This window comes from Denitratisoma oestradiolicum, from assembly GCF_902813185.1.
GTDB lineage: Bacteria > Pseudomonadota > Gammaproteobacteria > Burkholderiales > Rhodocyclaceae > Denitratisoma > Denitratisoma oestradiolicum.
The window spans coordinates 1,675,603-1,699,919 of sequence record NZ_LR778301.1; the positions used below are offsets into that span (position 1 = coordinate 1,675,603).

Here is a 24,317-nt window from a genome sequence, read left to right on the forward strand (position 1 = left end):
CATGAAGCACCCGCCGCTCGTACCGCTGTTGCCGGTCGTGCTGCTGACCGTCTGGCTGCTGCTCAACGACAGCCTGGCGCCGGGGCAGATGCTGCTCGGCAGCGTCTTCGCTCTCCTGGTGACCACTGCCGTGCGGCAGCTACGGCCCCTGCCGGCCTGGCCGCGCCGCCTGCATATCGCCATCAGCCTGTGCTGGCATGTGTTTCTCGACATCGTCCGCTCCAACATCGGCGTCGGCCGCGTCATTCTCGGCGCCACGCGGCGCCAGCCGACCGTCGGCTTCGTCGAGATTCCGCTCGACCTGCGCGACCCGCACGGCCTGGCCATGCTGTCCATCATCGTTACCGGCACGCCCGGCACGGTGTGGTCCGGCCTCGATCCGGTGACCAACGTGCTGACCCTGCACGTCCTCGACCTGCAGGACGAGGAGGCTTGGGTCCGCACCATCAAACACCGCTACGAACGCCCCCTGATGGAGATCTTCGCATGAATGCCATCCTGCCTTTCGCCGTGAATTTCGCGCTCGCCTGCTTCGCCCTGGCGATGCTCTGTGCCCTGATCCGCCTGCTGCGCGGCCCCGCCGCCCAGGACCGCATCCTCGCGCTCGACACGCTCTACATCAACGGCATGCTGACCATCCTGATGCTGGGCATCGGTTTCGGCGCCGCGATTTACTTCGACATCGCGCTGCTGATCGCCCTGTTCGGCTGCGTTGGCTCGACGGCGATGGCCAAGTTCCTGCTGCGTGGCGAGGTGATCGAGCCATGAGCGCCGTTCGCCGGGCCGTCCCAAGAACGGCGCAGTCCATGACACGGAGCCGCACCGCGGCGAACCTTCGTCACCCCCTTCTTCCGGAAGGGGGAAGGGGGGAAGGGGGCGTATGACTGCCGCCGACGTTCCCCTCTGGGCCGCGCTGCCTGCCGCCCTGCTGCTGATCTGCGGCGGCCTGCTGACACTCGTCGGCTCGCTCGGGCTGTTGCGCCTGGATTCCTTCTTCGCCCGCATCCACGCGCCAACGATGGGCGGCACGCTCGGCGCCGGCTGCGTGCTGCTCGCCTCAATGCTCACGTCTACAGCGCTGGCGCAGCGACTGGTAGTCCACGAGTTGCTCATCACCCTGTTCATCCTGATCACGGCCCCGGTTACCACGACACTGCTGATGCGCGCGGCCATGCTGCGTAGCCGGGAATAGGCGAGGGCGGACTAATCGGTGGCCAGCAACAGGCGGGGCTTGGACTCACGGGTCTATCCTCTTGGGTCGGAATCATTGCTCATGTGGAGCCAGACGCGAAGCCAATCGGGTCTGACGAATCACAAACTTTTCCAGTTCAGCAACGCAGAATACCAATAGCCCGGCACCTAGAACCTTGGCCCATTCGAGCAGCGACAGGTCGGTGGAATCAAAGATGGATTGCATCATCGGGGTGTGGGTGTAGGCGAGTTGCAGCGGGATACAGGCCGCTATCGCAAGCAATATGTAGCGGTTCCCGGTCAGTCCTTCCAGGTTCACTACAGACGCAAGAATATAGCGGCTATTGACCAAGTAAAACATCTCCGCCACGACCACCGCATTGACTGCCATGGTTCGTGCCGTTTCGATGCTGGTGCCGATTTCCAGTTCCCACAGGAACAGGCCCAGCGCACCGGTCATCATTAGGACGGAAACCATCAGCACTCGCCAGACGAAGAAGCCGGACAACAACGCTTCGCCCGGCGGGCGGGGGCGTCGGTTCATGATGCCGTGCTCCGCGGGTTCGAAAGCCAGGGCCAGGCCCAGCGTACTGGAGGTGACCATGTTGATCCACAACACCTGCGCCGGGGTGAGCGGCAGGGCCAGCTCGAACAGGATGGCGGCGATCACCACCAGAGCCTCGCCGCCGTTGGTCGGCAACATGAAGAGAATGAACTTCTTCAAATTGTCATAGACCGCCCGACCTTCACGCACGGCGGATGCGATGGTGGCAAAGTTGTCGTCGGCCAGCACCATGTCGGCGGCTTCTTTGGCTGCTTCGGTGCCCTTCATGCCCATTGCCACACCGACATCGGCGCACTTGAGCGCCGGGGCATCATTCACTCCGTCGCCGGTCATGGCCACTACCTGTCCGTGTGCCTGCAGGGCCTGCACCAGACGCAGTTTGTGTTCCGGGCTGGCACGGGCAAAGACATCGACTTCCATCGCCACGCGCCGCAGGGCCGCATCGTCCATCAATGCGACTTCAGCCCCGGTTATGGCTGGCTTGCCGACGCCGATGGCGAGCTGGGCGCCGATTGCACGCGCAGTTTCTGCGTGGTCGCCGGTAATCATCTTGACGCGGATGCCGGCATGATGGCATTCAGCTACGGCACGGATGGCCTCCTTGCGCGGCAGGTCGATGATGCCGACCAGTGCCAGCAGCGTGTATCCATCTTCCAGGTCGGAAAGGCTCAAACGCTCGCCCTCCGGCGTTGCTCGCTTGCAAGCCAGCGCGAGCAGACGCAAACCTTGTGCTGCCGTGTCAGTTGCCATGCGCCGCCAGGTATCGACATCGACCGGATGCTCGCCATCGCGGCTCAATTGGAAGCTGCACATATCGAGAATTCGCTCGGGGGCACCCTTGACGAAAAACCAGGAGTCACCGTCGCTATCGCGGTGATGTGTGGCCATGAAGCGATGCTGCGACTCGAATGGAATGGAATCGAGTCGCGGCCATGCAGTCTCGCCGGCATGCTGCCAGAACCTGGTCTTGCCACCCAACACGAGCAGGGCGCCCTCGGTGGGATCACCTTCCACGTGCCAGCTGTTGTCTTCCTGGCGCAGGCGAGCGTCGTTGCAGAGCACGCCTGCACGGATTGCCATGGCCAGCGCCGGGTAGTGTTCGGTATCGATGATGCGGCCGTCGATACTGAAATCACCTACCGGAGCGTAACCGACTCCGCCGACATCGAATACATGCCCGCCGCAGACCACGCGCTGCACGGTCATCTCATTCCGGGTCAGCGTACCGGTCTTGTCCGAGCAGATTACCGTCACCGATCCGAGCGCTTCGACGGCGGGCAGGTGGCGGATGATCGCGCGGCGGCGTGCCATGCGCTGCACGCCCAGCGCCAGGGTCACCGTCATGATCGCAGGCAATCCCTCAGGAATCGCCGAGGCCGCCAGTGCCACGACCATCATGAACATTTCAGCGGGCTCATGGTCGCGCCACATCGTACCCAGTACGAAGGTAGCCGCGGACATCCCCAGAATGGCCAGCGCCAAGACGCGGCCGAAGCGGTCGATCTGGCGCAGCAACGGCGTCGTCAGGCTCTGGATGCCGGTGAGCATTTCATTGATTTTGCCCAACTCGGTCGCGGCTCCAGTCGCAACCACAACGCCTGTGGCCTGACCATAGACCACCAGGGTGCCCGAATAGGCCATATCGTAACGGTCGCCCAGCGGGGCATCGGCGCTGACGGTGTCGATGCTCTTCTCCACCGGCATCGACTCGCCGGTCAATGCAGCCTCTTCAACGCGCAAATCCTTGACCGAAACCAGACGCAGGTCTGCCGGAACACGGTCGCCCGAGACGAGGAATACCAAGTCGCCAGGCACCAGGTCGGTGGCATCGATTTCGCGCCGGCTGCCGGCACGAATCACCGTAGCATGCGGAGACAGCATCGCCCGTATGGCATCGAGCGCGGCCTCGGCCTTGCCTTCCTGAATGAATCCGATGATGGCGTTGATCACCACTGCGGCAAGCAATACACCCGTATCGACCCAATGGTGGAGAAAGGCCGTAATGGCGGCGGCCCCCAGCATCACATAGAGCAATATGTTGTGGAATTGCATCAGCAGACGTTGCAATGGGCTACGACACTTGGGCGGCGTCAGCCGATTCGGCCCGTACTGCGCCATTCGCACGCGTACCTCGGAGTCTGCCAGGCCACCCGGTTCGGTTCGCAGCGCCCGCAAGACATCTTCATGAGCCAGGCTGTGCCAGTACTCTTGCCGGGAACCAATAATCTGGTTTTCAGTCATCAGACGGGTATCTCCGTGTATCTTTATGCATGGCCCATTTGTCGTATTGTCAAACTTTTCTGTAAAACGATAGCAGCATGCAAGCGGGAGGAATTTGAACATGATCAAACTGAAGCAGCTTTTGGCCGCGACCGATCTTTCGGCCCCGTCGCGTCATGCAGTCGACCGAGGTTTCCGAATCGCCGCCACTACCGGAGCTTCTTACAATGTCATGCATGCGATCGAACTCGATGCAATCGACGCCCTGCGCGAACTGATCGGAGACGACACCGCCGAGGTGAAGCATAAACTCGAAAATAACGCACGGAAATTGCTGTCAACCTCACTGACTGATCCCGCCCACAATCAAGGTGTAACCGCCAACGCGCTGATCGTCTCCGGCGCGCCACTGGCCTCGATTGCCGCCAACGCCGATGCCTTGGAGGCGGATTTGCTGATCCTCGGCGTGCGCGGCGAGGACTACTTGCGTCATTTGCTGCTGGGATCCACAGCATCGCGACTGCTGCGCAAGACCACTAGACATCCCATATTAATTGTCAAGCAGCCACCCTACGCACCCTACCGCCGATTGCTGATTCCCGTCGATTTTTCTCCTGTATCTGAAAAATCGATCCGTCTTGGCCGCTTGGTCGCCCCCGATGCAGATATCGTCTTGCTTCACGCCTTCGAAGTTCCCTTCGAATCAAAACTTTTCTTCGCCGGCGTCGAAGAAGATGTGATTGCACGTTACAGAGTGGCGGCTCGTAATGAGGCCATGAAACGTATGCACTATCTTGCTTGTATAGCCGGACTTGAAATCGGCGATTACACGCCACTGGTCCTGTACGGCGATCCTTCACAGCAAGTGATCGCGCAGGAACAGGAACAGGACTGCGACCTCATCGTGATGGGAAAGCATGGAACAAGCGTTACAGAAGAGTTGCTGCTCGGTAGTGTTTCGCAGCATGTGATTGCCGAATCCCAAAGCGATGTACTGATTGCGGTCGATGCATAATCAGACCTCAAAAGCCCACGGCCTGCCGTCAACAAGAAGCGATACGTGGATAGCAAGGATCATGCCTCTCCGACGCAACTACCTTCGGCATTCAAGTAGTACGGGCTAAGGAAACACTATTTTATTGCGAAAAGCGAATAGAGCCATTGAAGGTTTACCAGCGCAATCCACGTCCGACTGTAAAGGAAAGCGACCTTGTCCACGCTACTCGCCAGCTTCTACGCTGGCACTGATAGGATGCCGAAAGCTTACCGACCTGACGCCCACCCTGCTGGATATGGCAGACTGGACACCCGTTTTCGGACAAGACTGAATTGTCGTGGCTTGGCATCTTTATCTGATTGAATGTGTTGATGGTTCATACTATGCCGGCATCACCACCGACGTGGTGCGGCGATTCCAGAACCACCTGTCCGGACGGGGGGCACGTTATACCCGTTCCCACAAGCCGTTCCGCTTGCTAGCATCCGCTCTCGTCGGCTCGCGGTCAGATGCCTTGAAGGCCGAGGGGGCGATTAAGCGGCTGCCGAAAGAGAAAAAGCTTTCGGCCGTCGAAGCGTTGGCAGTCCAATTTTTTCATCCACATGAAAGGTCATTCACCATGAATAAGTCTGAACTCATCGAAGCTGTCGCCAAAACCGCAGAGATCACCAAGGCGGATGCCGAGCGTGCGCTTGCCGCCACCCTGGGGACTATTGTGAAAGCGGTCTCCAAGGGTGATTCCGTCACCCTGGTGGGCTTTGGCACCTTCAAGTCCGCCAAGCGTGCAGCGCGTACCGGCCGGAATCCTCAGACCGGCAAGGAAATCAAGATTGCCGCCACCACCGTTCCGCGCTTTACCGCCGGCGCAACCTTCAAGGCTGCCGTTTCTGGCAAAAAGGCTGCAAAGAAGAAGTAATGTTCCCCATCCACCCGGCAATCGACCGGTTGTCGGGTGAGTCTCAGCCGTATCCCAGAGGATCACGGCTGGTCATCCCCATGAGTAATCCCTATGTCAAGTATCGCGACTGTCCTCAAGGAAGAAATCGCCCGGCAGGCACGCAAGGAATTGCGCAACGAGACCGAGGGCCTTAAAAAGGCTTCCGGCCGTTACCGTTCGGAAATAGCGGCATTGAAGCGTCGCATTGGAGTCCTGGAGCAGCAACTTGCCCGGCTGACCAAGCTGCTGCCCAAGGCCGAGAAGCCTCTGGCCGATGGCGCGCCTTCCCGGAAGCTGCGCTTCAGCGGCGCCGGTCTGAAGAAAATGCGGGAACGTCTTGATCTCACCGCCTCGGTATTGGCCTCGATTCTCCAGGTTTCCACGCAGACGATATACAACTGGGAAGCCGATTCCACTCATCCCAGCCAGGAACAGATTGCGAAGATCGCCGCCCTCAGGAAGATGGGAAAGCGAAAAGTGCGGGCCACGCTGGCACAGTTGAGCACAGGCAGGTAAGCCCCATCTTCTTATGGTCTTTGTGCCCCTGTGGTTCCGGGGCCTTATGGATCATGGGAGCGCTTCAGCATCTCTTTTCTCTACGTTGAAAGATGGAAAAACTTGGCCCGGGAAGTGATGCCGACACGCTGCATGTGCTGGCCACGATTCCAAGGAATTCCTTTGATGTCATTGTCGATGCAGGGAGCGGGACTGGACCTCAGACCCTGGCCTTGGTGAGGCAACTCCAGACATTGGTGCATGCGGTCGATACGTCGGAGAAATATCTGAACAGCCTGGTTCGGCGTGTGCAGGCCCTGGGGCTTGAGCATCTGGTGCGGCCCACTGCATGGACATGGCGGACATGCCCGAGGTGTTTGCGGGGATAGATCTGCTTTGGTCGGGCGTTCTCCAGTTCCAACTCCTTCATGCGCGCGATCATCGACGTATCCATCCCGCCGTACTTCGCCCGCCACTTGTAGAACGTCGCCGAACTGATGCCCAGCTCCCGACATATCTCCGGCACCGCCAGCCCTGATTCCGCCCGCTTGAGCGCCTCCATGATCTGGCTGTCCGTGAATTTCGACTTCTTCATGCAGAACTTCCCCTTTCGAGAAAATTCTACTTCCGACTACCTCTGATTGCCGGGGGGATTACCCTCGATCCCGTGGTGCGGCAGGCCTGCATCGGGCAGGCCAGGGCACTGATCGCCCTGGGTTGAGGATTCCGCCGCATTCGGTAATGGGGTGTGAGTCAAGGCGCTATACGCCGCTACATGTCTTAAGTATATTTCTCCAGAATTCTTGCGGTTCTCGACAGGCAGGACACACGATGACGGTCGGAAAACGAGAACAAGTCAAAGCTGCTTCGGCACCGCCCGGAGAGCCGGATGGTACGGAGTCATTCCGCTTTGGCACTACGGCGGTGCAGAGCTCCGCGGCGGTGGCCTTCGTTGCCATGGCCGGCCTGCTTGCCTATGTGCCGGGATTGCGGGCACTGGGCAGTATCCGGCCCGACTACATTCCCATGGCGCCCAGTACCGCCGGCTGCCTGCTGATCCTCAGCGGGGCCGTGTTCTGCCATGCCGGAAAGTATTTACCCGGCCGGGGCAGAATGGCGCTGATCGTGCTGGTGCTGCTCACCACGATTTGCGGGCTGCTGGAGGCCTTCCAGCCCTGGCTGGGACTGGAGCTGGAAAGCTGGTTCATTCCCGATGCGGGGACCCTGGGCGCATTTCCCATTGGACGGATGTCGCCTCTCACGGGCGCCAGCTTCATCATCGCGGGATTGGGCACCCTGCTGTTGCTGGAGGCGCGCCCTTCTCCTGGCCCACAGCGCCGCTGCAGCGGCGCCGCCAGCCTGGGTGTTCTGACGGCCCTGGTCGGGGCGACGGTACTGCTGGCCTATTTGTATGGCAGGCCCCTGCTGTACGGTGGCGCTGTGGTGCCAATGGCGGCAACGACGGCATTTGCTTTCCTGTCGCTCGGTATTTCCCTGGTGGCGGCAGCCGGTCCGCAGAGTTTCCCGACGCGTCTGGTCATGGAGGACTCCACGGCAGCCCGTTTGTCCCGTGTATTCCTTCCTCTTACCGTGGTTGCGGTCCTGCTCCAGAGCATTCTGTCCCAGGTGGTGCAGGTCCTGGTGCCGGTCAATGATGTCGTGTTCCTGGCGGTGCTGGTCATGGTTGTGGCCACGGTGACGGTTTCGGTGGTGGCTCGGGTGGCCCAAACCATAGGGGGCCGTCTTGACGAGTTCAACCGGCGTGTGCAGGAAAGCGAGGAAAGTCTCGCCATTACTCTGTACTCCATCGGCGACGGCGTCATTGCCACGGACCCTGTCGGCCGGGTGACCCGGATGAATCCCACGGCTGAGCGCCTTACCGGCTGGTCCCTGGCCGAAGCCCGCACCCGGCCCCTGGCCGAGGTGTTCCGCATCATCAACGCCGCGAGCCGCGAGCCGACGGCCGATCCGGTGCAACGGGTGATCGCCCAGGGGCATGTGGTTGCCCTGGCCAATCACACGGTGCTGCTGGCCCGGGACGGTCTGGAGTACCAGATCGCCGACAGCGCGGCCCCCATCCTCGACAGCGACAACAGGATCGTCGGGGTGGTGCTGGTGTTCAGCGATGTCACGGAGCAATACCGGGCCGAGAAGGCTTTGCGGGAGAGCGAGGTGCATTTCCGCACCCTCGCCAATGGCGGATCCACGCTGATCTGGACCTCGGAACCAGACAAGCTGTGCAACTACTTCAACGAACCGTGGCTGCGATCCACCGGCCGCTCCCTGGAGCAGGAGTGCGGCCATGGATGGTTGCAGGGCGTGCATCCGGAAGATGCCGAGCAGTGTTTCCATGACTACGTCGAGGCGTTTGATCAGCGCAGGACATTCCGCCTCGACTATCGGTTACGGCGCGCCGATGGCGAGTATCGCTGGATCAGCGACGAGGGTAGTCCGCGCTATGGCAGTGGCGGCGAGTTCCTGGGCTATATCGGTTTCGGCATGGACATTACCGAGCGCAAAGAGGCCGAGACCGAGATCAGAAAGCTCAATGCCGATCTTGAGCAGCGGGTCCTGGCGCGCACCGCCGATCTGGAAGCTGCGAACCAGTCGCTTACCCGTGCAAAACGTCAGGCGGAAGCCGCCAATCTGGCCAAGAGCACCTTCCTGGCCAATATGAGCCATGAAATCCGCACCCCCCTGAGCGGCATCATTGGTATGGCCAACCTGCTGCGGCGAGATGGCATGACCGCGCTTCAGTCCGACCGCCTCGAAAAGATCGACGCCGCCGCTCGGCACCTGCTGGCCGTCATCGACGACATACTCGACATCTCCAAGATTGAGGCTGGAAAGTTCGAACTGGAGGAGGCGCCGGTGGTGATCAGCAGCCTGCTGACGAATGTGACATCGATCCTGGGCGAGCGCGCCAGCGCCAAGGGCATTTCCTTGCTGATCGAGTACCGGCCATTGCCTCACAATCTGCTGGGCGACTCCACCCGGCTGCAACAGGCGCTGCTCAACTACGTCACCAATGCCGTCAAGTTCACCGAACAGGGCGTGGTGACATTGCGCTGCCTTACTCAGGAGGAAACAGCCGATTCGGTATTGGTACGCTTCGAGGTCACCGATACTGGCATCGGCATCCCGCCCGAAGTGCTGCCCAGGCTCTTCGGCGCCTTCGAACAGGCCGATAATTCGACCACGCGCAGATACGGCGGCACCGGCCTGGGACTGGCGATCACCCGGCGCCTGGCTGAACTGATGGGGGGCGAAACCGGTGTCGAGAGCCTGCCCGGCGTGGGCAGCACTTTCTGGTTTACCGCGCGGCTGAGGAAGGGCGATGGGGTCTCCGTAGATGTGAGGGTCAGCAATGACGATGTCGAAAAGCTGATCCGGCAACACCATAGGGGCTGCCGCATCCTGATCGCCGACGACGAGCCCATCAACCAGGAAATCACCCAGGCGCTGCTGGAGGGTGTCGGTCTGGCGGTCGATACGGCGGAAGATGGTGCGGCCGCTGTCGCCCTGGCGCGCCAGACCCCCTATATGGCCATTTTCATGGACATGCAGATGCCCCGGCTGAACGGGCTCGACGCGACGCGACAAATACGCCAGCTTCCCGGATACCGGGAGACTCCTATCATCGCCCTGACCGCCAACGCCTTCGCCGAGGACCGGGCCCAGTGCCTCGAATCCGGTATGAATGATGTCCTGATCAAGCCTTTCATTCCCGGGACGCTGTTCGCAACCCTGCTGCACTGGTTGGATCGGTGCGATAGTTAGCATGCGAGTCGCTGCCCCGCATTATTTTGCAGATTTCGGGGCGCGAAACGGTAGCGTCTGTTGCTGCCGGTACAGCTCGTAAGGAGATGCCTCTGCCCGTTTCAGGGCCTCTTGCAACGCGGTTCGGCCCTTGTGGAACGTCGGGTCCTTGAGGGTGGCCCGGTAGAAATTCACATAGAAGGCATCCGGCTCCACCATGATGCGGGTGGCGATCGCGACTGCCCCGGGATGCCGTGCCCTTCGATAAACGTAACGTCGTACCTCGTCCGGCATGAGGCGTGTGTCGGCTCGCTCGGTACTCAGGTCAAGGCTGATGTCCCGGGCAATGAGGTGCTGCGCCACCGTTGCAGGGATGAACTGGCCCTGCCTGTCCTGCTGGGCGATCTCGACGATCACATGGGGCGTCACGTAGCTTGGAAAGGCGTGCCCGACGTTGGTGTTGGCAATGGCGATTTCAAGGGAAATTTTGTCGTTCCTGATCGTGGCGGCCGAGGTTTGAATGTCGATACCCGAGCGCACCATGTCGGGGTCGTGGATGCCGCGCCACAGGTGGCGCCGATCCGGCATGTGGCAGGTTTGGCACTGACGGCCTTCCCGGGCATGGCGGCTCGCTTGCCATTCGGCAAAGGTGTTTTCCAGGGGCTTGCCGTTGAGACTTGGCCCATCGGCCTCGAACTGATGGCAGGAAGCGCAGAAGCGCGAATCGGAGAACGTGTTTCTTACCTGCCAGCCGCCGTGGGGCAAGGGGGGGGCGGGAGTCGGCGGGCTTCCATCCCGGCGCGGCGGGCCGAATCGCTCGTGCCGGCGCACGTGGCAACCGGCGCAGGCCAGGCCGTCCTCATGGCTTATCCCGTCGGCCCGAGCCGGAGGAGGGCGGGGACGAGCGGCCAGGCTGTCGGCCAGATGCAGGGCCTGTTCCGCCAGCGGCGCGTGACATTGGAGACAGGTCTCATGTTCGTCGCTGGCCTTTGGCCCCATGTTCCGCAACTGGCCGATCAGGCCCGGACTCATGGCCTGACTGTGCAGAGTGGTGCGCCAGTCCGCGTATTGTTGCGTATGGCAGTTTCCGCAGGCGGAGGGGGCCAGGGAGGCCTCCAGGGGCGTGAAAGCGGTAGGTGCGGCGCCCTGGGGGACAGGCGGCCTTTGCCAGTGGCGCTTGAGAAATCCGGCCACGTCCTCGGCAGGCATCGCCTGGGGGGAAGAGGGGGGTGGTCCGGGGGTGTCGTTTCTGGAGCAGCCAGCCAGCAGCCAAAGCATTACGGCGAACAGCACCCATGGCCGCTTCGGCATTTTCCGCTGCCCCCGGATCGTGCGCAGGGAGGCTTACTTCCTGGCGCAGGGATTAGCGGCCTTCATTTCACAGGGATTGGCCGGTTTCATCGCGCAGGGATTGCCTGGCATGGCCGTGCCAGGCCGGAATGTCTTCTGCAAGGTCTGGGTGTAGGCCACCAGGGCCGCCAGTTCCTTCGAGTCCCAGGGCAGCGGTTTGGCGGCCATGGGCATCACCATGCAGCCCTGGATCATCTCGTCCAGGTGGACAAGCTTGAGGCCGAGGCGGTCCTGCGCCATCTGTACCTTATGGGGATAGGGTTTGGCGAAGCTGGCCTGGAAAGCCCCGTGGTTGGCGTGGCAAGCGTTGCAGGACATGCCGTTGGTGGACAGCTTCGTGTCCATCCATAATTTTTTGCCCAGCCCGGCGTCTCCGACCGCCGGCTTGTAGTTGGCGGGACGGGTGATCATGGCGGTCGGTGAGTCCGTCAACTGCTCCTTGCCGCAGGGATTGCCCGCGGCGAGGGCCGTTCCGGCGAAGAGGGAGCACAGGGAAATGATGATCAACTTTTTCATGATGAGCCTCTCGGTGATGGATTCATGCATTAGTCGGACGTCCGGCGAATTCCTTACGGATTATTTCGGTGGTTCCCCGTCATTTCCCGCCAGGCGATGGCCGGCCCGGCGCAGGAACGCCAGTTGACGGTTGAAGGCACGGCATCCCCGGCACATGAGCAGGTGCATGCCCAGGTTCATGCGCTCCCTGAGACCGAGCTTGCGATCCTGGGCCTGGGACATCGCTGCGGTGGCTTGCTTGCAAGTCAACATGTCATTTCTTTCCTTGGAACCATCGGTTGTCCAGGCAAATCCGCAGGGCCATGCGGGCACGGTGCAGCACGACCCAGCAACTGGACGAAGTCATCGTCAGTTCCTTGCAAATTTCATGGGTCTCGAATCCCAGCAGTTCCCGCATCATGAAGACGCGGGCGGTGTTTTCCGGCAGCCGGTGCAGACAGGCATCGAAGACCTGCCAGAACTGGGCGTCCTCCAGGGACTGTTCGGGATCGCCCCAGTCCGTTGGCCTTTCGGCTGGCTGCCAGTGGCCTTGCGCATCGAACAGGGCATCGAAGGCATCGCCGGGAATCTCCTGGTTTAAGCCGCCGGCATTGGGTTCGCGGGCACGCCGCCGAATCATGTCGATGATCTTGTTTCTGAGGATGGAAAAAACCCAGGTCTTGACCTGGGACCGGCCGGAAAACCTGTCGGCGCCCTCGATGGCGGAGAGCAGGGCTTCCTGCACCGCATCCTCGGCGGCGGCCTCGTCCCGAAGCTGGAGGCGGGCGAATCGCAGCAGGTCGCCGCGAAAGCTCCCCAGCAGTTCGATCAGGGCGTCGCTCATCGAGAGTAGGACGCCATCCGGTGCAGACCAAGCACCCGTGCCGATTCGGCGACGAGCCCATCGATCAGTCCGGTGTCCGCCTCGGGCTGGAGCGCCTCGGCGGAGCCGCGGCCACCGGTGGGGGCCAGGCGAATGGCGCCGTCCTCGCGCAGGACCCTGGACTCCCCCCCGCAGTGGCGGCAATAAACCAGGGTCCCGGTTTTCTGATCGCGACGGACGACGATGGTCGGGCCGCACATGGGGCATTCCTGGACAGGAATGCCGGTATCGCTATGGCCGGCGACATGGTCCAGCGCCCCGCCTTGGCCGAGCCGGAGGAAGCGCTGGCCGAGGTCCCGGTCGAACTGGCTGCCCAGGTTCTCGTCGATGATGGCGAGGGCCTTGGCAATGGGCATGCCGTGTCGATAGGGCCGGGTGCTGGTCATGGCGTCGAAGGCGTCGGCGATGCCGACGATGCGGGCATCGGTTGGAATGTCGCCGCCCGCCAGCCGACGGGGATAGCCTCTGCCGTCCGGGGTCTCGTGGTGGGAAAGGACGGCAGCCCGGGCGAGATCCGCCAGGGGGTGGCCGGAAAGCAGGCGTTCGCCGACTTCCGGGTGGGTCTTGATGATGGCGTATTCGTCATCGGTCAACCGGTCGGGCTTGTTGAGGATGGCGTCCGGCACCCCGATCTTGCCCAGGTCGTGCAGGAAACCGCCCAGGGTGATGCGGGCAATGTCCTGGGAAGACAGGCCTGCATCCTCGGCCAACAGCCGCGAATACTGGGAGACGCGCCAGAGGTGGCCTCCGGTGTAGGGATCACGGGCCTCGACCAGCGAGGCCATGATGTAAAGACTCTTGAGCAGGTCCTGGAGCGGGTTCATGGCATGGTCGGCTTTCTTCCCGGCGGGGGTGATGAAAGCGGGCGCCCCAACTCGCGGGGGAGAGCAAGGGGCATGGAGGTATCGGCTTTCACGATAGCCTGTAGCCAGCGAATTGCGCGTCGACTTCGGTGGCGAACATGTGGTTGGTGTAGTTGGAAAGGGTCTTCACGGCCGCTGCGAGAATGATGTTCAGGGCGGCCGTCTCGCTATAGCCGGCGGCGAGAAAGGCGTCGGCTGTCGCCTGGCTGGGCTTGCCTGCCGTTTTCACCAGTTCACGGGCAAAGCGGTAGAGCGCCTGCAGCCTCCTGTCCGGGATCGGCTCGTCGGCGCGGATCGCCGCCAATACCGGAACGGGAACGCCCGACACCTTGTCCGCGATCATGCTGTGGGCTGCCATGCAGTAGTGGCAGCCATTCTGCTGGCTGATGGCCAGGAAGACCACCTCCTGTTCGGCCGGCGTCAGGCCGGAGTGCTGGCGAAAGGCGGCATAGCCGTGCAGGTAGGTGGTCAGCACGCCGGGCACGTTGGCCATGTTGGCGTACATGTTGGGTATGAACCCGACCTGCTTCCGCGCCGCCTCCAGCGCTTCCTTCTGGGCGGGACCGGCCGAGTCCAGGGTAAGTCCGCGGAGGGTGCTGGCGGTGAAGTGTTGCGTCATGGTGTTCTCCATTTGTAACGGGTGAAAGGCAAGGATCATGCAGCGCGCCACAACGCAAGATTAGAGCCGCATGGCAACCTACTGGTTATCATCTGCCCACAGTTCATAACCATTCGGACCTTTTCCCCGTGACGTCGGACGGCATTTCCCAACTGCTGGATCACATTGGCCTGCGCACGAACACCTACTACGCCGGTCCTTTGTGCGGTCTGCATGATTTTGGCGCCGGCGATGGTGTCGGCCATCTTCATGTCATTCGATCCGGGGAGATACGCGCGGTGCAGGTGGGGCACCCCGACATCCATGTGCGGGAGCCGACGCTGCTCTTCTATCCCCGTCCGATCGATCACCGCCTGGATATCGATGAATCCGTCGCCGCCGACGTGCTGTGCGCCCGCGTGAGCTACGAGGCCGGCAGGGAAAATCCGATCACCCAGTCCTTCCCCGCCGTGGTGGTCATACCCTTCGCGGCGATGCGGCGCATCGACACCACACTGGTCTCCCTGTTCGCTGAAGCGATGGAAGACATGCCGGGGAGGCGGGCGATGCTGGATCGGTTATGTGACATTCTGGTGATCCAGATCGTCCGTTTCGCCATTGCGCAGAACTTTGTGCAACAGGGCGTCCTGGCCGGTCTTGCCCATCCGCGCCTGTCCAGGCTGCTGGTCGATCTGTTGAACGATCCCCGGCAGCCCTGGACGGTGGACCACATGGCGACCCGGACCCATCAATCGCGCAACGGTTTTATCCGGGAGTTCGGTCGGGTCCTCGGCGATACGCCGGCGGATTTCCTTACCCAGATACGCATCGCCATGGCAATGCGTCTGTTGCGCAAGGGGCGCCCGGTTGCGCTGGTGGCCGGGGAGGTGGGCTACAACAGCCAGCCCGCCTTTTCCCGGGCCTTCGCCAGAGAGGTCGGCAGCAGTCCTTCAGACTGGTTGCGGGAGACTCAGGAAGGTAAGTGAGTTGCGGCCATACTCCATGGAGTCCATCATTGTTTCTTGGGCAAGGGAGAGCCATGATCCGGATCTCGATTCCACTGTTGATGGTCTGGGCGCTGGGAGTGTCGGCGGCGCCGCCCTCGGTCGAAAGAACTCTCTCCTTGCAGATTTCGGTGGCCCGTCCATTGACAGGGGGGACCCTTGATTATGACGAACTGCTCAATGCCATGGGCGATGTCTCCATCGTTCTGCTGGGAGAGGCCACCCATGGCAGCCGGGAGTTCTACCGGGAGCGTGCTCGCATCACCCGGCGCCTGATCGAGGAAAAGGGCTTCGACGGGGTAGTGCTGGAAGCGCCCTGGGAACCGGTGCGCCGGCTAGATGCCTACATCGCCGGTGGGTTGGGGAGCGCCGAGGAAGCCCTTGCCGGTTTTGCGCGCTATCCCCGCTGGCCCTGGCGCAATCAAGAGGTGCTGGATTTCGCCCGCTGGCTGCGGGTCTACAACGAAACCAGGCCGGATTCGCCGCTGCGGGTCTTCGGCATGGACCTGTACAGCGTGCCCGAGTCCGCCGGCGCGGTGGCCGCTTATCTGGATGCCATATCTCCCGCCGAGGCCGCGACGGCCCGGGAGGACTATCGCTGCTTCTCCTCCTATCTGGACGAGCCCCAGGAGTACGGACTGGCGGTGGTGCTGCACCACCAGGCCGGCTGCGGCGCCGGCGTCCGGCGGCAACTGGCCTGGATGCAACTGCGGGTCAATGGTGTGGAGATCGCCGACGAGGCGCTGTTCGCCGCTTGGCAGAGCGCCCATACCGTGGCCAGCGGCGAGGCCTATTACCGGGCCGTGCACCAGAACTGGGTGGGGTCATGGAATCTGCGGGAAACCCATCTGGCCGATACCCTGGATCGCCTGAGAACCTGGCTGGGTGCCCGCCTGGGGAGGGAGGCACGGCTGGTGGTGTGGGCCCACAATACCCACCAGGGCGATGCACGGGCCACGGACCAGGCCGTCACCGGCGAATTGAGTCTGGGGCAATTGATGCGGGAACGCCATGGGGACAAGGTGTTCCTGGTGGGGCTGACCACCTACCATGGACAGGTGCGGGCTTCCTCGGAATGGGGTGGCCGGGACCGGGTCAAGAATCTGCGGCCGGCACGGCGCGGAAGCTGGTCGGCCCTGCTGCATCAGGCCCGCCAGCCGGCCTTGCTGATGGTGTTTGCCGGCCATCCGGCCCTGGCCGCCGCCTTTGGGAAAAAGCGCCTGGACCGGGCCGTGGGGGTGAACTACCTGCCCGGCGACGAGCGGGCCATGCACTACTACCATGTCCGCCTGTCCCGGCAGTTCGATGCCGTGATCCACTGGGACCGGACCACGCCCCTAGTGCCACTGGAGGGGGCACACCCTAACGCGGATGGTCGCTAGCGCCACCCCCGTGAAATGCGCAAAGGCCAATTGAACGCCCCCCCCATCCCAGCCCTGGGGCGGGGCTGCCCATCGGCTTGCTCTGCTCGATATTACGGGGCACTCCGTAGCGGCACCGAGGGGTTGCGGCTGGCGCCGTCCGCCGCTTTCCCACTGACCTACCTGCGCGCTAGGGGATTTGGAACGGGATCGCCGATCCGGGTCAGGGTGTTGCGGTCGGTGTGATGGAACAGCTCGTCCTGGCCGTGTATTTTGAGCACCGTGTCTTCCTCGTAGGACCAGGTGCCGTCCGGGTTGATGCTGACCTGGATGCGGAACTCCACGGTGCGAAAGGCGTGTTGCAGGAAGGGCGCGGAGCGGATGCCGAAGCTGTCGTCTTCCTCTCGCGCCACCAGTTCGAAGCGGGTGGCATCGGCCGCCGCTTTGCCCCCCGCCATCACCACCTGGGCGCGGGGGATGGTCAGGGTGTGGATCACCGTGCCGGTGGCGGGCTCCCACAGCCAATAACCCACCTGGTCATGGTAGGTCTTGACCTGGTCGGGCTTGGTGACGTGGGTGTGGTAGCGCAGGCCGTAGAAAAGCTGGGGGCCGTTGGTCTGGGGATCGATCGGTTGCAGCTCGATGCGTTCCACATAGGCCTGTTGTTTCGGTCCCTCGGCCTTAGGCTTGACGTCCAGGCCCCGGGTTCCCTGCCAGATGCCGGCCATCCCCGTCAGGGGACCGAGATTGTTCAGGGTATCGGGATCAACGTCCCGGGGCTCGGTGTAGATATCGGCCGGATAGGCGTCCATGGGGGGCTCTTGGTTGATCGTGGGCGGACCTACCAGAACTTCCACCAGGCCTCGCCCTCGTTCGCGTTCGAGAAGTACTTGCTCTTGGGGAAGTTCTTGCGCATTACCCGGTTGGCATCGTCACGCAGATCGTTCATGCCCATGCCGTCGTAAGCCTTGATCATGACGAACAGGGCTTCCTCGTTGGCGGGTGCGTCGGGATAGGTACGCAGGGTTTCCTGAGCCCGGTTGGCGGCAGCCACGTAGGCCCCACGCTTCAGGTAGTAACGGGCCACATGGACTTCGTGGGAGGCCAGGGTGTTGAGCAGGTAAGCCATACGCTTGGCGGAATCCACGGCGTACTTGCTTTCCGGAAACTTGTTCACCAGCTCCCGGAAAGTGGTGAAGGCTTCCCGGGCCGCCTTGGGGTCCCGCTCCGACTGGTCCTGGTTGCTCAGGTTGCCGAAGATGCCCAGATCATCGTTGAAGTTCACCAGACCCTTCAGGTAGTAGGCGTAGTCCACATTGGGATGGTTGGGGTGGAGGCGGATGAAGCGGTCGCAGGCCGAGATGGAAGAGGCCGGCTCGTAATTCTTGTAATAGGCGTAGGCGACTTCCAGTTGGGCCTGTTGGGCGTAGCGGCCGTAGGGATAGCGGGACTCCAGCTTTTCGAAGAGCTTGATCGCCCGGTCGTAGATGCCCTCGGACATGGCGTCCCGGGCTTCCGTATAGAGCTTGGCGGCGGACCAGTTGGCCTCGGGCTCCTCCGGTTTGTCGGGGAACAGACCGCAGCCCGCAAGCAGGAGGGAAAGCAGTGCTACGAGAACCGCTAAACTACGCATGATGAAGGCCTTGGAAACGAACGCGGGCGATTATAGCCCAAGCCCCGCCGCTCTCCGCCGCGGCACCATTCCCCGGGAATGCGCCGGGCTGCGCCTGGACGCGGCCCTGGCCCAGCTCTTCCCGGATTTCTCGCGCAGCCGGCTCCAGGCCTGGATGAAGGCGGGGCGGGTGCGGGTGGCCGGTGCACCGGCCGAAGACCCCAAGGCCAAGGCCTGGGGCGGCGAGAGCGTGGAATTGGACCCGACCCCGGAACCGCTCCTGGCCGCCCATGTCGCCGAGGCCATGGACCTGCCCGTGATCCATGAGGATGAGGCCATTCTGGTGATAGACAAGCCCGTGGGCCTGGTGGTGCATCCGGGCAGCGGCAACTGGTCCGGCACCCTGCTCAACGCCCTGCTGCACCATGCTCCCGAACTGGAGCAACTGCCCCGGGCCGGCATCGTCCATCGCCTGGACAAGGACACCAGCGGCCTGATGGTGGTAGCCAAGACCCTGGCTGCCCAGACCGATCTGGTGCGCCAGCTCCAGGCCCGCAGCGTCAAGCGCCACTACCTGGCTCTGGTTCAGGGGCTGCTGGCCCGGGACGGCACGGTGGATGCACCCATCGGCCGCCATCCCAGCCAGCGCGTCAAGATGGCCGTGGTGGCCGGCGGACGCGAGGCCCGCACCCATTACCAGGTGCTGGAGCGCTTCCCCCGGGCCACCCTGGTGGAATGCCGCCTGGATACCGGCCGTACCCATCAGATCCGGGTGCATATGGCCTCCCTGGGCCATCCCCTGGTGGGGGACGAGACCTATGGCCGCCGCCGGACCGGCGATGCCCTGCTCGATGCCTTTCCCCGTCAGGCTCTCCATGCCTGGCGCCTGGGCCTGATCCATCCCGAAAATGGCGAGACCATGCACTGGGAAAGCCCGCCGCCAGCGGATTTCGCCCAATTGCTGGCCGAGCTGCGCAGCCGGACGCCATGAGCCGGGGCAACTTCGTCCTGCTCCCCGACTGGCCGGCACCGGCCCGGGTGCGGGCCGCCGTCACCACCCGCATGGGCGGTGTGAGTAGGTCGCCCTATGACAGCCTCAATCTCGGAAACCACGTGGGCGACGATCCGCTGGCCGTGGCCGCCAACCGCGAGCGCCTGCACCGCCTGCTGCCCGATCTGCCCGCTACTCCACGCTGGCTGGCCCAGGTTCATGGCACCCGCTGCATTCGCGCCGAGGAAGCGCAGCCCGGAGCAGAGGCCGACGCCGCCGTGACCGATCGTCCCGGTCTGGTTTGCGCCGTGCTCACCGCCGACTGCCTGCCGCTGCTGCTCTGCGACCGAGCCGGCACCGTGGTGGGGGTGGCCCATGCCGGCTGGCGCGGCCTCCTGGCCGGGGTGATCGAAAGCACCGTGGCTGCCCTGGGTCGGCCCGGGGCGGACATGCTGGCCTGGCTGGGGCCGGCCATCGGTCCTGCCGCCTTCGAGGTGGGGGAGGAGGTGAGGGCGGCCTTCCTGGCCCATGATCCCGTGGCGGCCAGCGCCTTTCGGCCCGCCGGGGATGGCAAGTGGCTGTGCGACCTCTACGCCCTGGCCCGGCAGCGTCTGGCGCCTCTGGACGTGGTCTGGGTGGGGGGGGGTGATCTCTGCACTCACAGCGATTCCCGGCACTTTTATTCCTTTCGCCGCGATGGCGTCACCGGCCGCATGGCCAGCCTGATCTGGCTGGCGGGCTGAAGCGTCCTCCCTTTCCGACGATACGATTCCCCGCCCATGACCCACCTGCCTGACCAGCCGCTTCCATCCTACAAAGGTATTTCCCTGGAGCAGATACTCATTGTCCGGTCTGCTGAAGACGCCCGTGTTGCCCTGGGGGATCTGATGACCGCCGATGTGCTTGGATTCGATACCGAATCGAAACCGACCTTCATGAAGGGGGAGGTCTCCGATGGTCCCCATCTGATCCAGTTGGCGACGAGGGACAGGGTTTATCTTTTCCCGGTGAAGCACCTGCCCGACATGTCGGCGGTAAAGATGGTCATGGAATCAGCCCAGATCCTGAAAGTGGGCTTCGGCCTGGGGGACGATGTGAAGCGGCTCCGGGCCAAGTTCGGCATCCATGCCGTGGGTATCCTCGATCTCGCACTGGCCCTGCGGGACGGGAAACCCAATCAGGTGGGGGCAAAAGCCGCCGTGGCCAGGTTTTTGGGGAAGCGACTGCAAAAGTCCAAGAAGATTTCCACCACCAATTGGGCCAATTCCCGCTTAACGGACAGTCAGATCGCCTACGCGGCCGACGATGCCCATGCAGCCCTCAAGGTGTATCGGGCCTGGTGCGCCATGGAGACTGAGGCCCTCTCGGGACAGGTCCAGCCGACTAAGTAAGATTCAACGGCATACGCTGGCGCCGTCCACCGCCATGGACTCTCCGGAAACGAAGGAGGCGGCATCGGAGCAGAGCCAGAGGACGGCTTCGGCGATTTCCGCTGGTTCGCCCATGCGCCCCATGGGCACTGTTCCCGCCAGCATCTCCTTCATGTCGGGTCGCTGGGCCAGGGTCGCCTCCATCATGGGCGTCGCCGTGACGCCGGGACAGACGGCATTGACGCGGATGTGGTGGCGCGCGTATTCCTTCGCCGCGACCTTGGTCAGCCCGAGAACCCCGTGTTTGGACGCGGTGTAATGGGGCAGGAAGGGCGCCGGGACGAAGCCCGCGCCGGAGGCGGTGTTGACGATGGACCCGCCCCCGGCACCGAGCATGTGGCGAATCTCGTGCTTCATGCAGAGGAAGACCGAGGTCAGGTTCACCGCGATGACCCGCTCCCACTCGGTCAAGGCCAGTTCGTGGAAGGGACCGGGGCGGGGGCTGATGCCGGCATTGTTGAAGGCACAGTGAAGGCCGCCGAAAACGGCGACAGTCCGGGCCACGACGCTCTCCACCTGCTCCTCCCGGGACAAGTCGGCCTCAAAAAACTCCGCTGTGCCGCCCTCGGCGCGGATGCGCGCCACTGTCTCCCGGCCACCCTCGGTCTGGATGTCCACCACCGCCACCCGGGCGCCACGCCGGGCGAACAAGGTGGCTGCGGCCTGGCCGATACCGCTGCCGGCACCGGTGATCAGCACCGTCTTGTCCTGGAAATCCTGCGGGATCTGGGGAAGGTTTTTCATTTTCGTGCTCCAGTCATGGGCGGCGCCACCCTCATGTTGATCAGGCCGGATGGAACGATAGGGGAAAACCGTGCCTGTGGGGAGGCCCCTGTTCATGTTTGCCTTTGGAAGGCGTGGCGCCATGCCAGGAGCTGTGCCCCTCGATCTGCAAAGGTGGGCTTCGGTTGACTACCCTGCGTGCAAGCGTACGATTTCGCCTCCTCCTGGGCCGGGAATTGAGGCAGTCTCGTAAAATCCCACTTCTGCGATGGAGTCCTGGTGGGACACTGTTCCCGCATGATCGCTTGCATGGCCTGATCTGTCGGGTTCTGGAGCGGGAGTGCATGATCAATATTTCCCCTACAAATAGTTGAATAGCGAGCCATGGTTGCCGTCGTCCATTCTTTTTCCGATCAGCACTCCGATGACGAAATTTTTGCCCTGGCCTCCACCGGCCTGAGGGAGGCGGAGTCGGCTCGACTGCGGCAGGCCTTCGACTTCGCCCGGGAGACCTATGGGGAGCGTCTGCTGGGTACCGGGGAGGCGGCCTTTTCCCATGCGGTTTCCATGGCGGTGATCCTGGCCAGCCTGGATCTGGATCTGGATACTCGCCTGGCGGCCCTGCTCTTCGATATGCCGGATGATTTGCCGGATTACGAGGAATCACTGTCGCCCCGTTTCGGCGCCGAGTCCATCCGTCTGGTCAAGGGGCTGCATCGCCTGGCCCCCCTGCGTCTGCTGATCCGCAGCAAGTCCGGGAGCGAGGTCCAGGCCCAGACCGAGATTCTGCGCAAGATGCTGCTGGCCATGGTGGAGGACATCCGGGTGGTGCTGCTGCGCCTGGCTTCCCGCACCCAGACCCTGCGCTGGCTGACGGACCATGAAACGGAGGACAGGGCCGACATCGCCCGGGAGAGCCTGGACATCTATGCGCCCCTGGCCAACCGGCTCGGCGTCTGGCAGTTCAAGTGGGAGCTGGAGGATTTGTCCTTCCGTTTCACCGAGCCCGCCACCTACAAGCGCATCGCCAAGATGCTGGAAGAGCGGCGGGTGGAGCGGGAGAACTTCATCGAGTCCGCCGTGGACCGGCTCAAGGCCGAGTTGACGACCCTGGGCATCGAGGCCGAGGTCTATGGCCGGCCCAAGCACATCTACAGCATCTGGAACAAGATGCGGGCCAAGAACCTGGACTTTTCCCAGGTTTATGATGTGCGGGCACTGCGCATCATCGTGGCCGAGGTGCGCGACTGCTATACCGCCCTGGGCCTGGTGCATCAGCTCTGGCAGCCGATCCACGGTGAGTTCGACGACTATATCTCCCATCCCAAGGGCAACAACTACCGTTCCCTGCACACGGCGGTGGAAGCGGAGGATGGCCGGGCGGTGGAGGTGCAGATCCGCACCCGGGAGATGCACCAGCACGCCGAGCTGGGAGTGGCGGCTCACTGGCGCTACAAGGAATCCGGCACCTCGGCCAGGGCCGATTCGGATTACGACGACAAGATCTCCCTGTTGCGCCAGTTGCTCACCTGGCGCGACGAGGTTACCGATTCCAGTCAGTGGCTGGAGCAGTTCAAGCGGGCAGCCCTGGACGATACCCTCTACGTGCTGACCCCCCAGGGCCGGGTGATCGATCTGCCCCGAGGGGCCACGCCCCTGGACTTCGCCTACCGGCTCCACACCGATCTGGGCCATCGCTGCCGGGGCGCCCGGGTGGACGGCCAGTTGTTGCCCCTCAACACGCCCCTGAAGAACGGTCAGCGGGTGGAGATCGTCGCCGCCAAGAGCGGCGGTCCCTCCCGGGACTGGCTCAATCCCAACCAGGCTTATCTGGCCACCCCTGGCGCCCGGCGCAAGGTCAAGCAGTGGTTCGCCTCCCAGGACGAGGCCGAGCTGCTGGCCCAGGGGCGCAGTTTCGTCACTCGGGAATTGCAGCGGGAAGGCCAGAGCCAGGCCAATCTGGAAGAACTGGCCCACAAGCTGGGCTTCCGCGACATGGAAGCGATGTTCCTGGCGGCGGCCCACAATGAGCTGGGGCCCCGGGCGATCCAGACTGCCCTGCGCGGCGATGTGGCCGATGTCGCGCCGGAGCCGGAGATCGTCACCCGGCGCAGCCGGGCCACCGATTCCAAGGTGCTGATCGTCGGCGTGGACAAGCTGCTGACCCAGTTGGGGCGTTGCTGCAAGCCGGTGCCGCCGGATGCGATCCAGGGCTTCGTCACCCGGGGCAAGGGAGTGTCCATCCATCGGGTGGATTGCATCAATTTCCGCAATATGGTGGTGCGCAATCCGGAGCGGGTGATCAGCGCCGAGTGGGGCGTGGCCCAGGAGGGCGCCCTTTACGCGGTGGACCTGCTGGTGGAGGCCAGCGACCGCCAGGGCCTGTTGCGGGATATTTCCGACGTGCTGTCCAAGGAGAAGGTCAATGTCACGGCGGTGAAGACCCTCTCCAAGAGCGGTACGGCGCGCATGGCCTTCACCGTGGAGCTGACCGGCGCCGGCCGTCTGCCACGGCTTTTCACCCTGTTGGGGGAAGTGCCCGGGGTGGTTTCGGTGCGGCGGGGGTAAGCATGTCGTGCCGCTACCCCGCCATGAGATGGATGGGGTCCCTCTTTATCGGCCTGATGCTGGCTCATCCTGTCTGGGGTCAGATGGGCAAGGGCATGGGCAGGGAGTTTCGTGAGCTGGGGGAGCAGATCGGTGCGGCCAGCCAGGCCGGTGATCTGGACCGGGGAATGTCTCAGAAAACGGAAATTTAAACACGCTAAGTCCATTGCAGACGTTAGATATTGACGAGCACGTCGGGTTTTGACTTATCTCTTGTTTGAGTTGCCTCTTGCTCT

Annotated in this window: 24 protein-coding genes and 2 pseudogenes; 15 read left to right on the plus strand and 11 right to left on the minus strand. The window is 63.0% G+C overall.

What is annotated here, in order from left to right; translation table 11 throughout:
* Window position 1: 1 nt before the first annotated feature.
* The 3 genes from DENOEST_RS07710 to mnhG all read left to right on the plus strand — a co-directional run bounded on the left by DENOEST_RS07710 (window position 2) and on the right by mnhG (window position 1,192).
* Window positions 2-490 (plus strand): Na+/H+ antiporter subunit E, encoded by a 489-nt coding sequence (locus DENOEST_RS07710; RefSeq protein ID WP_145768841.1) that lies wholly within the window; start codon window positions 2-4, stop codon window positions 488-490.
* Entirely contained in the window at window positions 487-768 is a 282-nt protein-coding gene (locus DENOEST_RS07715) for a K+/H+ antiporter subunit F (RefSeq protein ID WP_145768842.1), read from the plus strand. The genes DENOEST_RS07710 and DENOEST_RS07715 overlap by 4 nt, the downstream gene beginning before the upstream one ends.
* A 112-nt stretch (window positions 769-880) precedes the next feature.
* On the plus strand, window positions 881-1,192 hold the full coding sequence (gene mnhG, locus DENOEST_RS07720) for a monovalent cation/H(+) antiporter subunit G (RefSeq protein WP_145768843.1): 312 nt from the start codon (window positions 881-883) through the stop codon (window positions 1,190-1,192).
* Window positions 1,193-1,264: 72 nt separating this feature from the next.
* Here mnhG and DENOEST_RS07725 read toward each other — a convergent pair whose 3' ends face one another.
* Window positions 1,265-3,997: a cation-transporting P-type ATPase gene (locus DENOEST_RS07725; RefSeq protein WP_145768844.1), complete on the minus strand. Its 2,733-nt coding sequence runs from the start codon at window positions 3,995-3,997 to the stop codon at window positions 1,265-1,267.
* 100 nt (window positions 3,998-4,097) lie between these two features.
* On the opposite strand from DENOEST_RS07725, the gene DENOEST_RS07730 reads away from it, so the two are divergent.
* The 4 genes and pseudogenes from DENOEST_RS07730 (at window position 4,098) to DENOEST_RS07740 (ending at window position 6,426) form a co-directional block, all read left to right on the plus strand.
* Window positions 4,098-4,991, plus strand: a complete 894-nt coding sequence (locus tag DENOEST_RS07730; protein WP_145768845.1) for a universal stress protein — start codon at window positions 4,098-4,100, stop codon at window positions 4,989-4,991.
* Window positions 4,992-5,310: 319 nt separating this feature from the next.
* Window positions 5,311-5,514 (plus strand): annotated as a pseudogene (locus DENOEST_RS20490) (GIY-YIG nuclease family protein); the annotation flags it as partial.
* Between the two features lie 78 nt (window positions 5,515-5,592).
* Entirely contained in the window at window positions 5,593-5,889 is a 297-nt protein-coding gene (locus DENOEST_RS20155; protein WP_170228080.1) for an HU family DNA-binding protein, read from the plus strand.
* 93 nt (window positions 5,890-5,982) lie between these two features.
* Window positions 5,983-6,426, plus strand: coding sequence for a helix-turn-helix domain-containing protein (locus tag DENOEST_RS07740; RefSeq protein WP_145768847.1), 444 nt, complete (start codon window positions 5,983-5,985; stop codon window positions 6,424-6,426).
* A 349-nt stretch (window positions 6,427-6,775) separates the two neighbouring features.
* Here the strand turns inward: DENOEST_RS07740 and DENOEST_RS07745 are convergent.
* Window positions 6,776-7,000 (minus strand): annotated as a pseudogene (locus DENOEST_RS07745) (transposase); the annotation flags it as partial.
* Between the two features lie 236 nt (window positions 7,001-7,236).
* Between DENOEST_RS07745 and DENOEST_RS07750 the strand changes: the two are divergent.
* Window positions 7,237-10,185, plus strand: coding sequence for a PAS domain-containing hybrid sensor histidine kinase/response regulator (locus DENOEST_RS07750; RefSeq protein ID WP_170228038.1), 2,949 nt, complete (start codon window positions 7,237-7,239; stop codon window positions 10,183-10,185).
* 21 nt (window positions 10,186-10,206) lie between these two features.
* Here the strand turns inward: DENOEST_RS07750 and DENOEST_RS07755 are convergent, their stop codons facing one another.
* From DENOEST_RS07755 to DENOEST_RS07780, 6 genes are all read right to left on the minus strand, one after another.
* Complete coding sequence (locus DENOEST_RS07755; protein WP_145768849.1) at window positions 10,207-11,475, minus strand: multiheme c-type cytochrome; 1,269 nt, start codon at window positions 11,473-11,475, stop codon at window positions 10,207-10,209.
* Window positions 11,476-11,508: 33 nt separating this feature from the next.
* The gene (locus DENOEST_RS07760) at window positions 11,509-12,030 is read right to left on the minus strand and encodes a c-type cytochrome (protein ID WP_197970556.1); all 522 of its coding nucleotides are present in this window, start codon (window positions 12,028-12,030) and stop codon (window positions 11,509-11,511) included.
* Window positions 12,031-12,090: 60 nt separating this feature from the next.
* The gene (locus DENOEST_RS07765) at window positions 12,091-12,282 is read right to left on the minus strand and encodes a zf-HC2 domain-containing protein (RefSeq protein WP_145768850.1); all 192 of its coding nucleotides are present in this window, start codon (window positions 12,280-12,282) and stop codon (window positions 12,091-12,093) included.
* 1 nt (window position 12,283) lies between these two features.
* Entirely contained in the window at window positions 12,284-12,853 is a 570-nt protein-coding gene (locus DENOEST_RS07770; protein ID WP_145768851.1) for a sigma-70 family RNA polymerase sigma factor, read from the minus strand.
* Window positions 12,850-13,716 carry an HD domain-containing phosphohydrolase gene (locus tag DENOEST_RS07775; protein ID WP_145768852.1) on the minus strand — a complete coding sequence of 289 codons (867 nt, stop codon included), beginning with the start codon at window positions 13,714-13,716 and terminating at the stop codon, window positions 12,850-12,852. The genes DENOEST_RS07770 and DENOEST_RS07775 overlap by 4 nt, the downstream gene beginning before the upstream one ends.
* 88 nt (window positions 13,717-13,804) lie before the next feature.
* Window positions 13,805-14,374: a carboxymuconolactone decarboxylase family protein gene (locus DENOEST_RS07780; RefSeq protein ID WP_145768853.1), complete on the minus strand. Its 570-nt coding sequence runs from the start codon at window positions 14,372-14,374 to the stop codon at window positions 13,805-13,807.
* A 128-nt stretch (window positions 14,375-14,502) separates the two neighbouring features.
* Between DENOEST_RS07780 and DENOEST_RS07785 the strand changes: the two genes are divergently transcribed.
* Window positions 14,503-15,339, plus strand: coding sequence for a cupin domain-containing protein (locus tag DENOEST_RS07785; RefSeq protein WP_145768854.1), 837 nt, complete (start codon window positions 14,503-14,505; stop codon window positions 15,337-15,339).
* 53 nt (window positions 15,340-15,392) lie between these two features.
* Window positions 15,393-16,739, plus strand: a complete 1,347-nt coding sequence (locus DENOEST_RS07790) for an erythromycin esterase family protein (protein WP_145768855.1) — start codon at window positions 15,393-15,395, stop codon at window positions 16,737-16,739.
* A gap of 158 nt (window positions 16,740-16,897) precedes the next feature.
* Here DENOEST_RS07790 and DENOEST_RS07795 read toward each other — a convergent pair whose 3' ends face one another.
* On the minus strand, window positions 16,898-17,530 hold the full coding sequence (locus DENOEST_RS07795) for an FABP family protein (RefSeq protein WP_145768856.1): 633 nt from the start codon (window positions 17,528-17,530) through the stop codon (window positions 16,898-16,900).
* Window positions 17,531-17,559: 29 nt separating this feature from the next.
* A complete protein-coding gene (locus DENOEST_RS07800; protein ID WP_145768857.1) occupies window positions 17,560-18,351 on the minus strand; it encodes an outer membrane protein assembly factor BamD in 792 nt (263 codons plus the stop codon).
* Between the two features lies 1 nt (window position 18,352).
* On the opposite strand from DENOEST_RS07800, the gene rluD reads away from it, so the two are divergent.
* The 3 genes from rluD to DENOEST_RS07815 are packed head-to-tail and all read left to right on the plus strand — an operon-like array spanning window position 18,353 to window position 20,712.
* Window positions 18,353-19,321 carry a 23S rRNA pseudouridine(1911/1915/1917) synthase RluD gene (gene rluD, locus DENOEST_RS07805; protein ID WP_232096570.1) on the plus strand — a complete coding sequence of 323 codons (969 nt, stop codon included), beginning with the start codon at window positions 18,353-18,355 and terminating at the stop codon, window positions 19,319-19,321.
* Window positions 19,318-20,064 carry a peptidoglycan editing factor PgeF gene (gene pgeF / locus DENOEST_RS07810; protein ID WP_145768859.1) on the plus strand — a complete coding sequence of 249 codons (747 nt, stop codon included), beginning with the start codon at window positions 19,318-19,320 and terminating at the stop codon, window positions 20,062-20,064. The genes rluD and pgeF overlap by 4 nt, the downstream gene beginning before the upstream one ends.
* Before the next feature lie 36 nt (window positions 20,065-20,100).
* On the plus strand, window positions 20,101-20,712 hold the full coding sequence (locus tag DENOEST_RS07815; RefSeq protein ID WP_145768860.1) for a 3'-5' exonuclease: 612 nt from the start codon (window positions 20,101-20,103) through the stop codon (window positions 20,710-20,712).
* A gap of 3 nt (window positions 20,713-20,715) precedes the next feature.
* Here DENOEST_RS07815 and DENOEST_RS07820 read toward each other — a convergent pair whose 3' ends face one another.
* A complete protein-coding gene (locus DENOEST_RS07820) occupies window positions 20,716-21,495 on the minus strand; it encodes an SDR family NAD(P)-dependent oxidoreductase (RefSeq protein ID WP_145768861.1) in 780 nt (259 codons plus the stop codon).
* Window positions 21,496-21,858: 363 nt separating this feature from the next.
* Between DENOEST_RS07820 and DENOEST_RS07825 the strand changes: the two genes are divergently transcribed.
* Together DENOEST_RS07825 and DENOEST_RS07830 are read left to right on the plus strand one after the other, a co-directional pair.
* Window positions 21,859-24,042, plus strand: a complete 2,184-nt coding sequence (locus DENOEST_RS07825) for a RelA/SpoT family protein (RefSeq protein ID WP_145768862.1) — start codon at window positions 21,859-21,861, stop codon at window positions 24,040-24,042.
* 32 nt (window positions 24,043-24,074) lie between these two features.
* The gene (locus DENOEST_RS07830) at window positions 24,075-24,233 is read left to right on the plus strand and encodes a hypothetical protein (protein WP_170228039.1); all 159 of its coding nucleotides are present in this window, start codon (window positions 24,075-24,077) and stop codon (window positions 24,231-24,233) included.
* Window positions 24,234-24,317 lie beyond the last annotated feature (84 nt).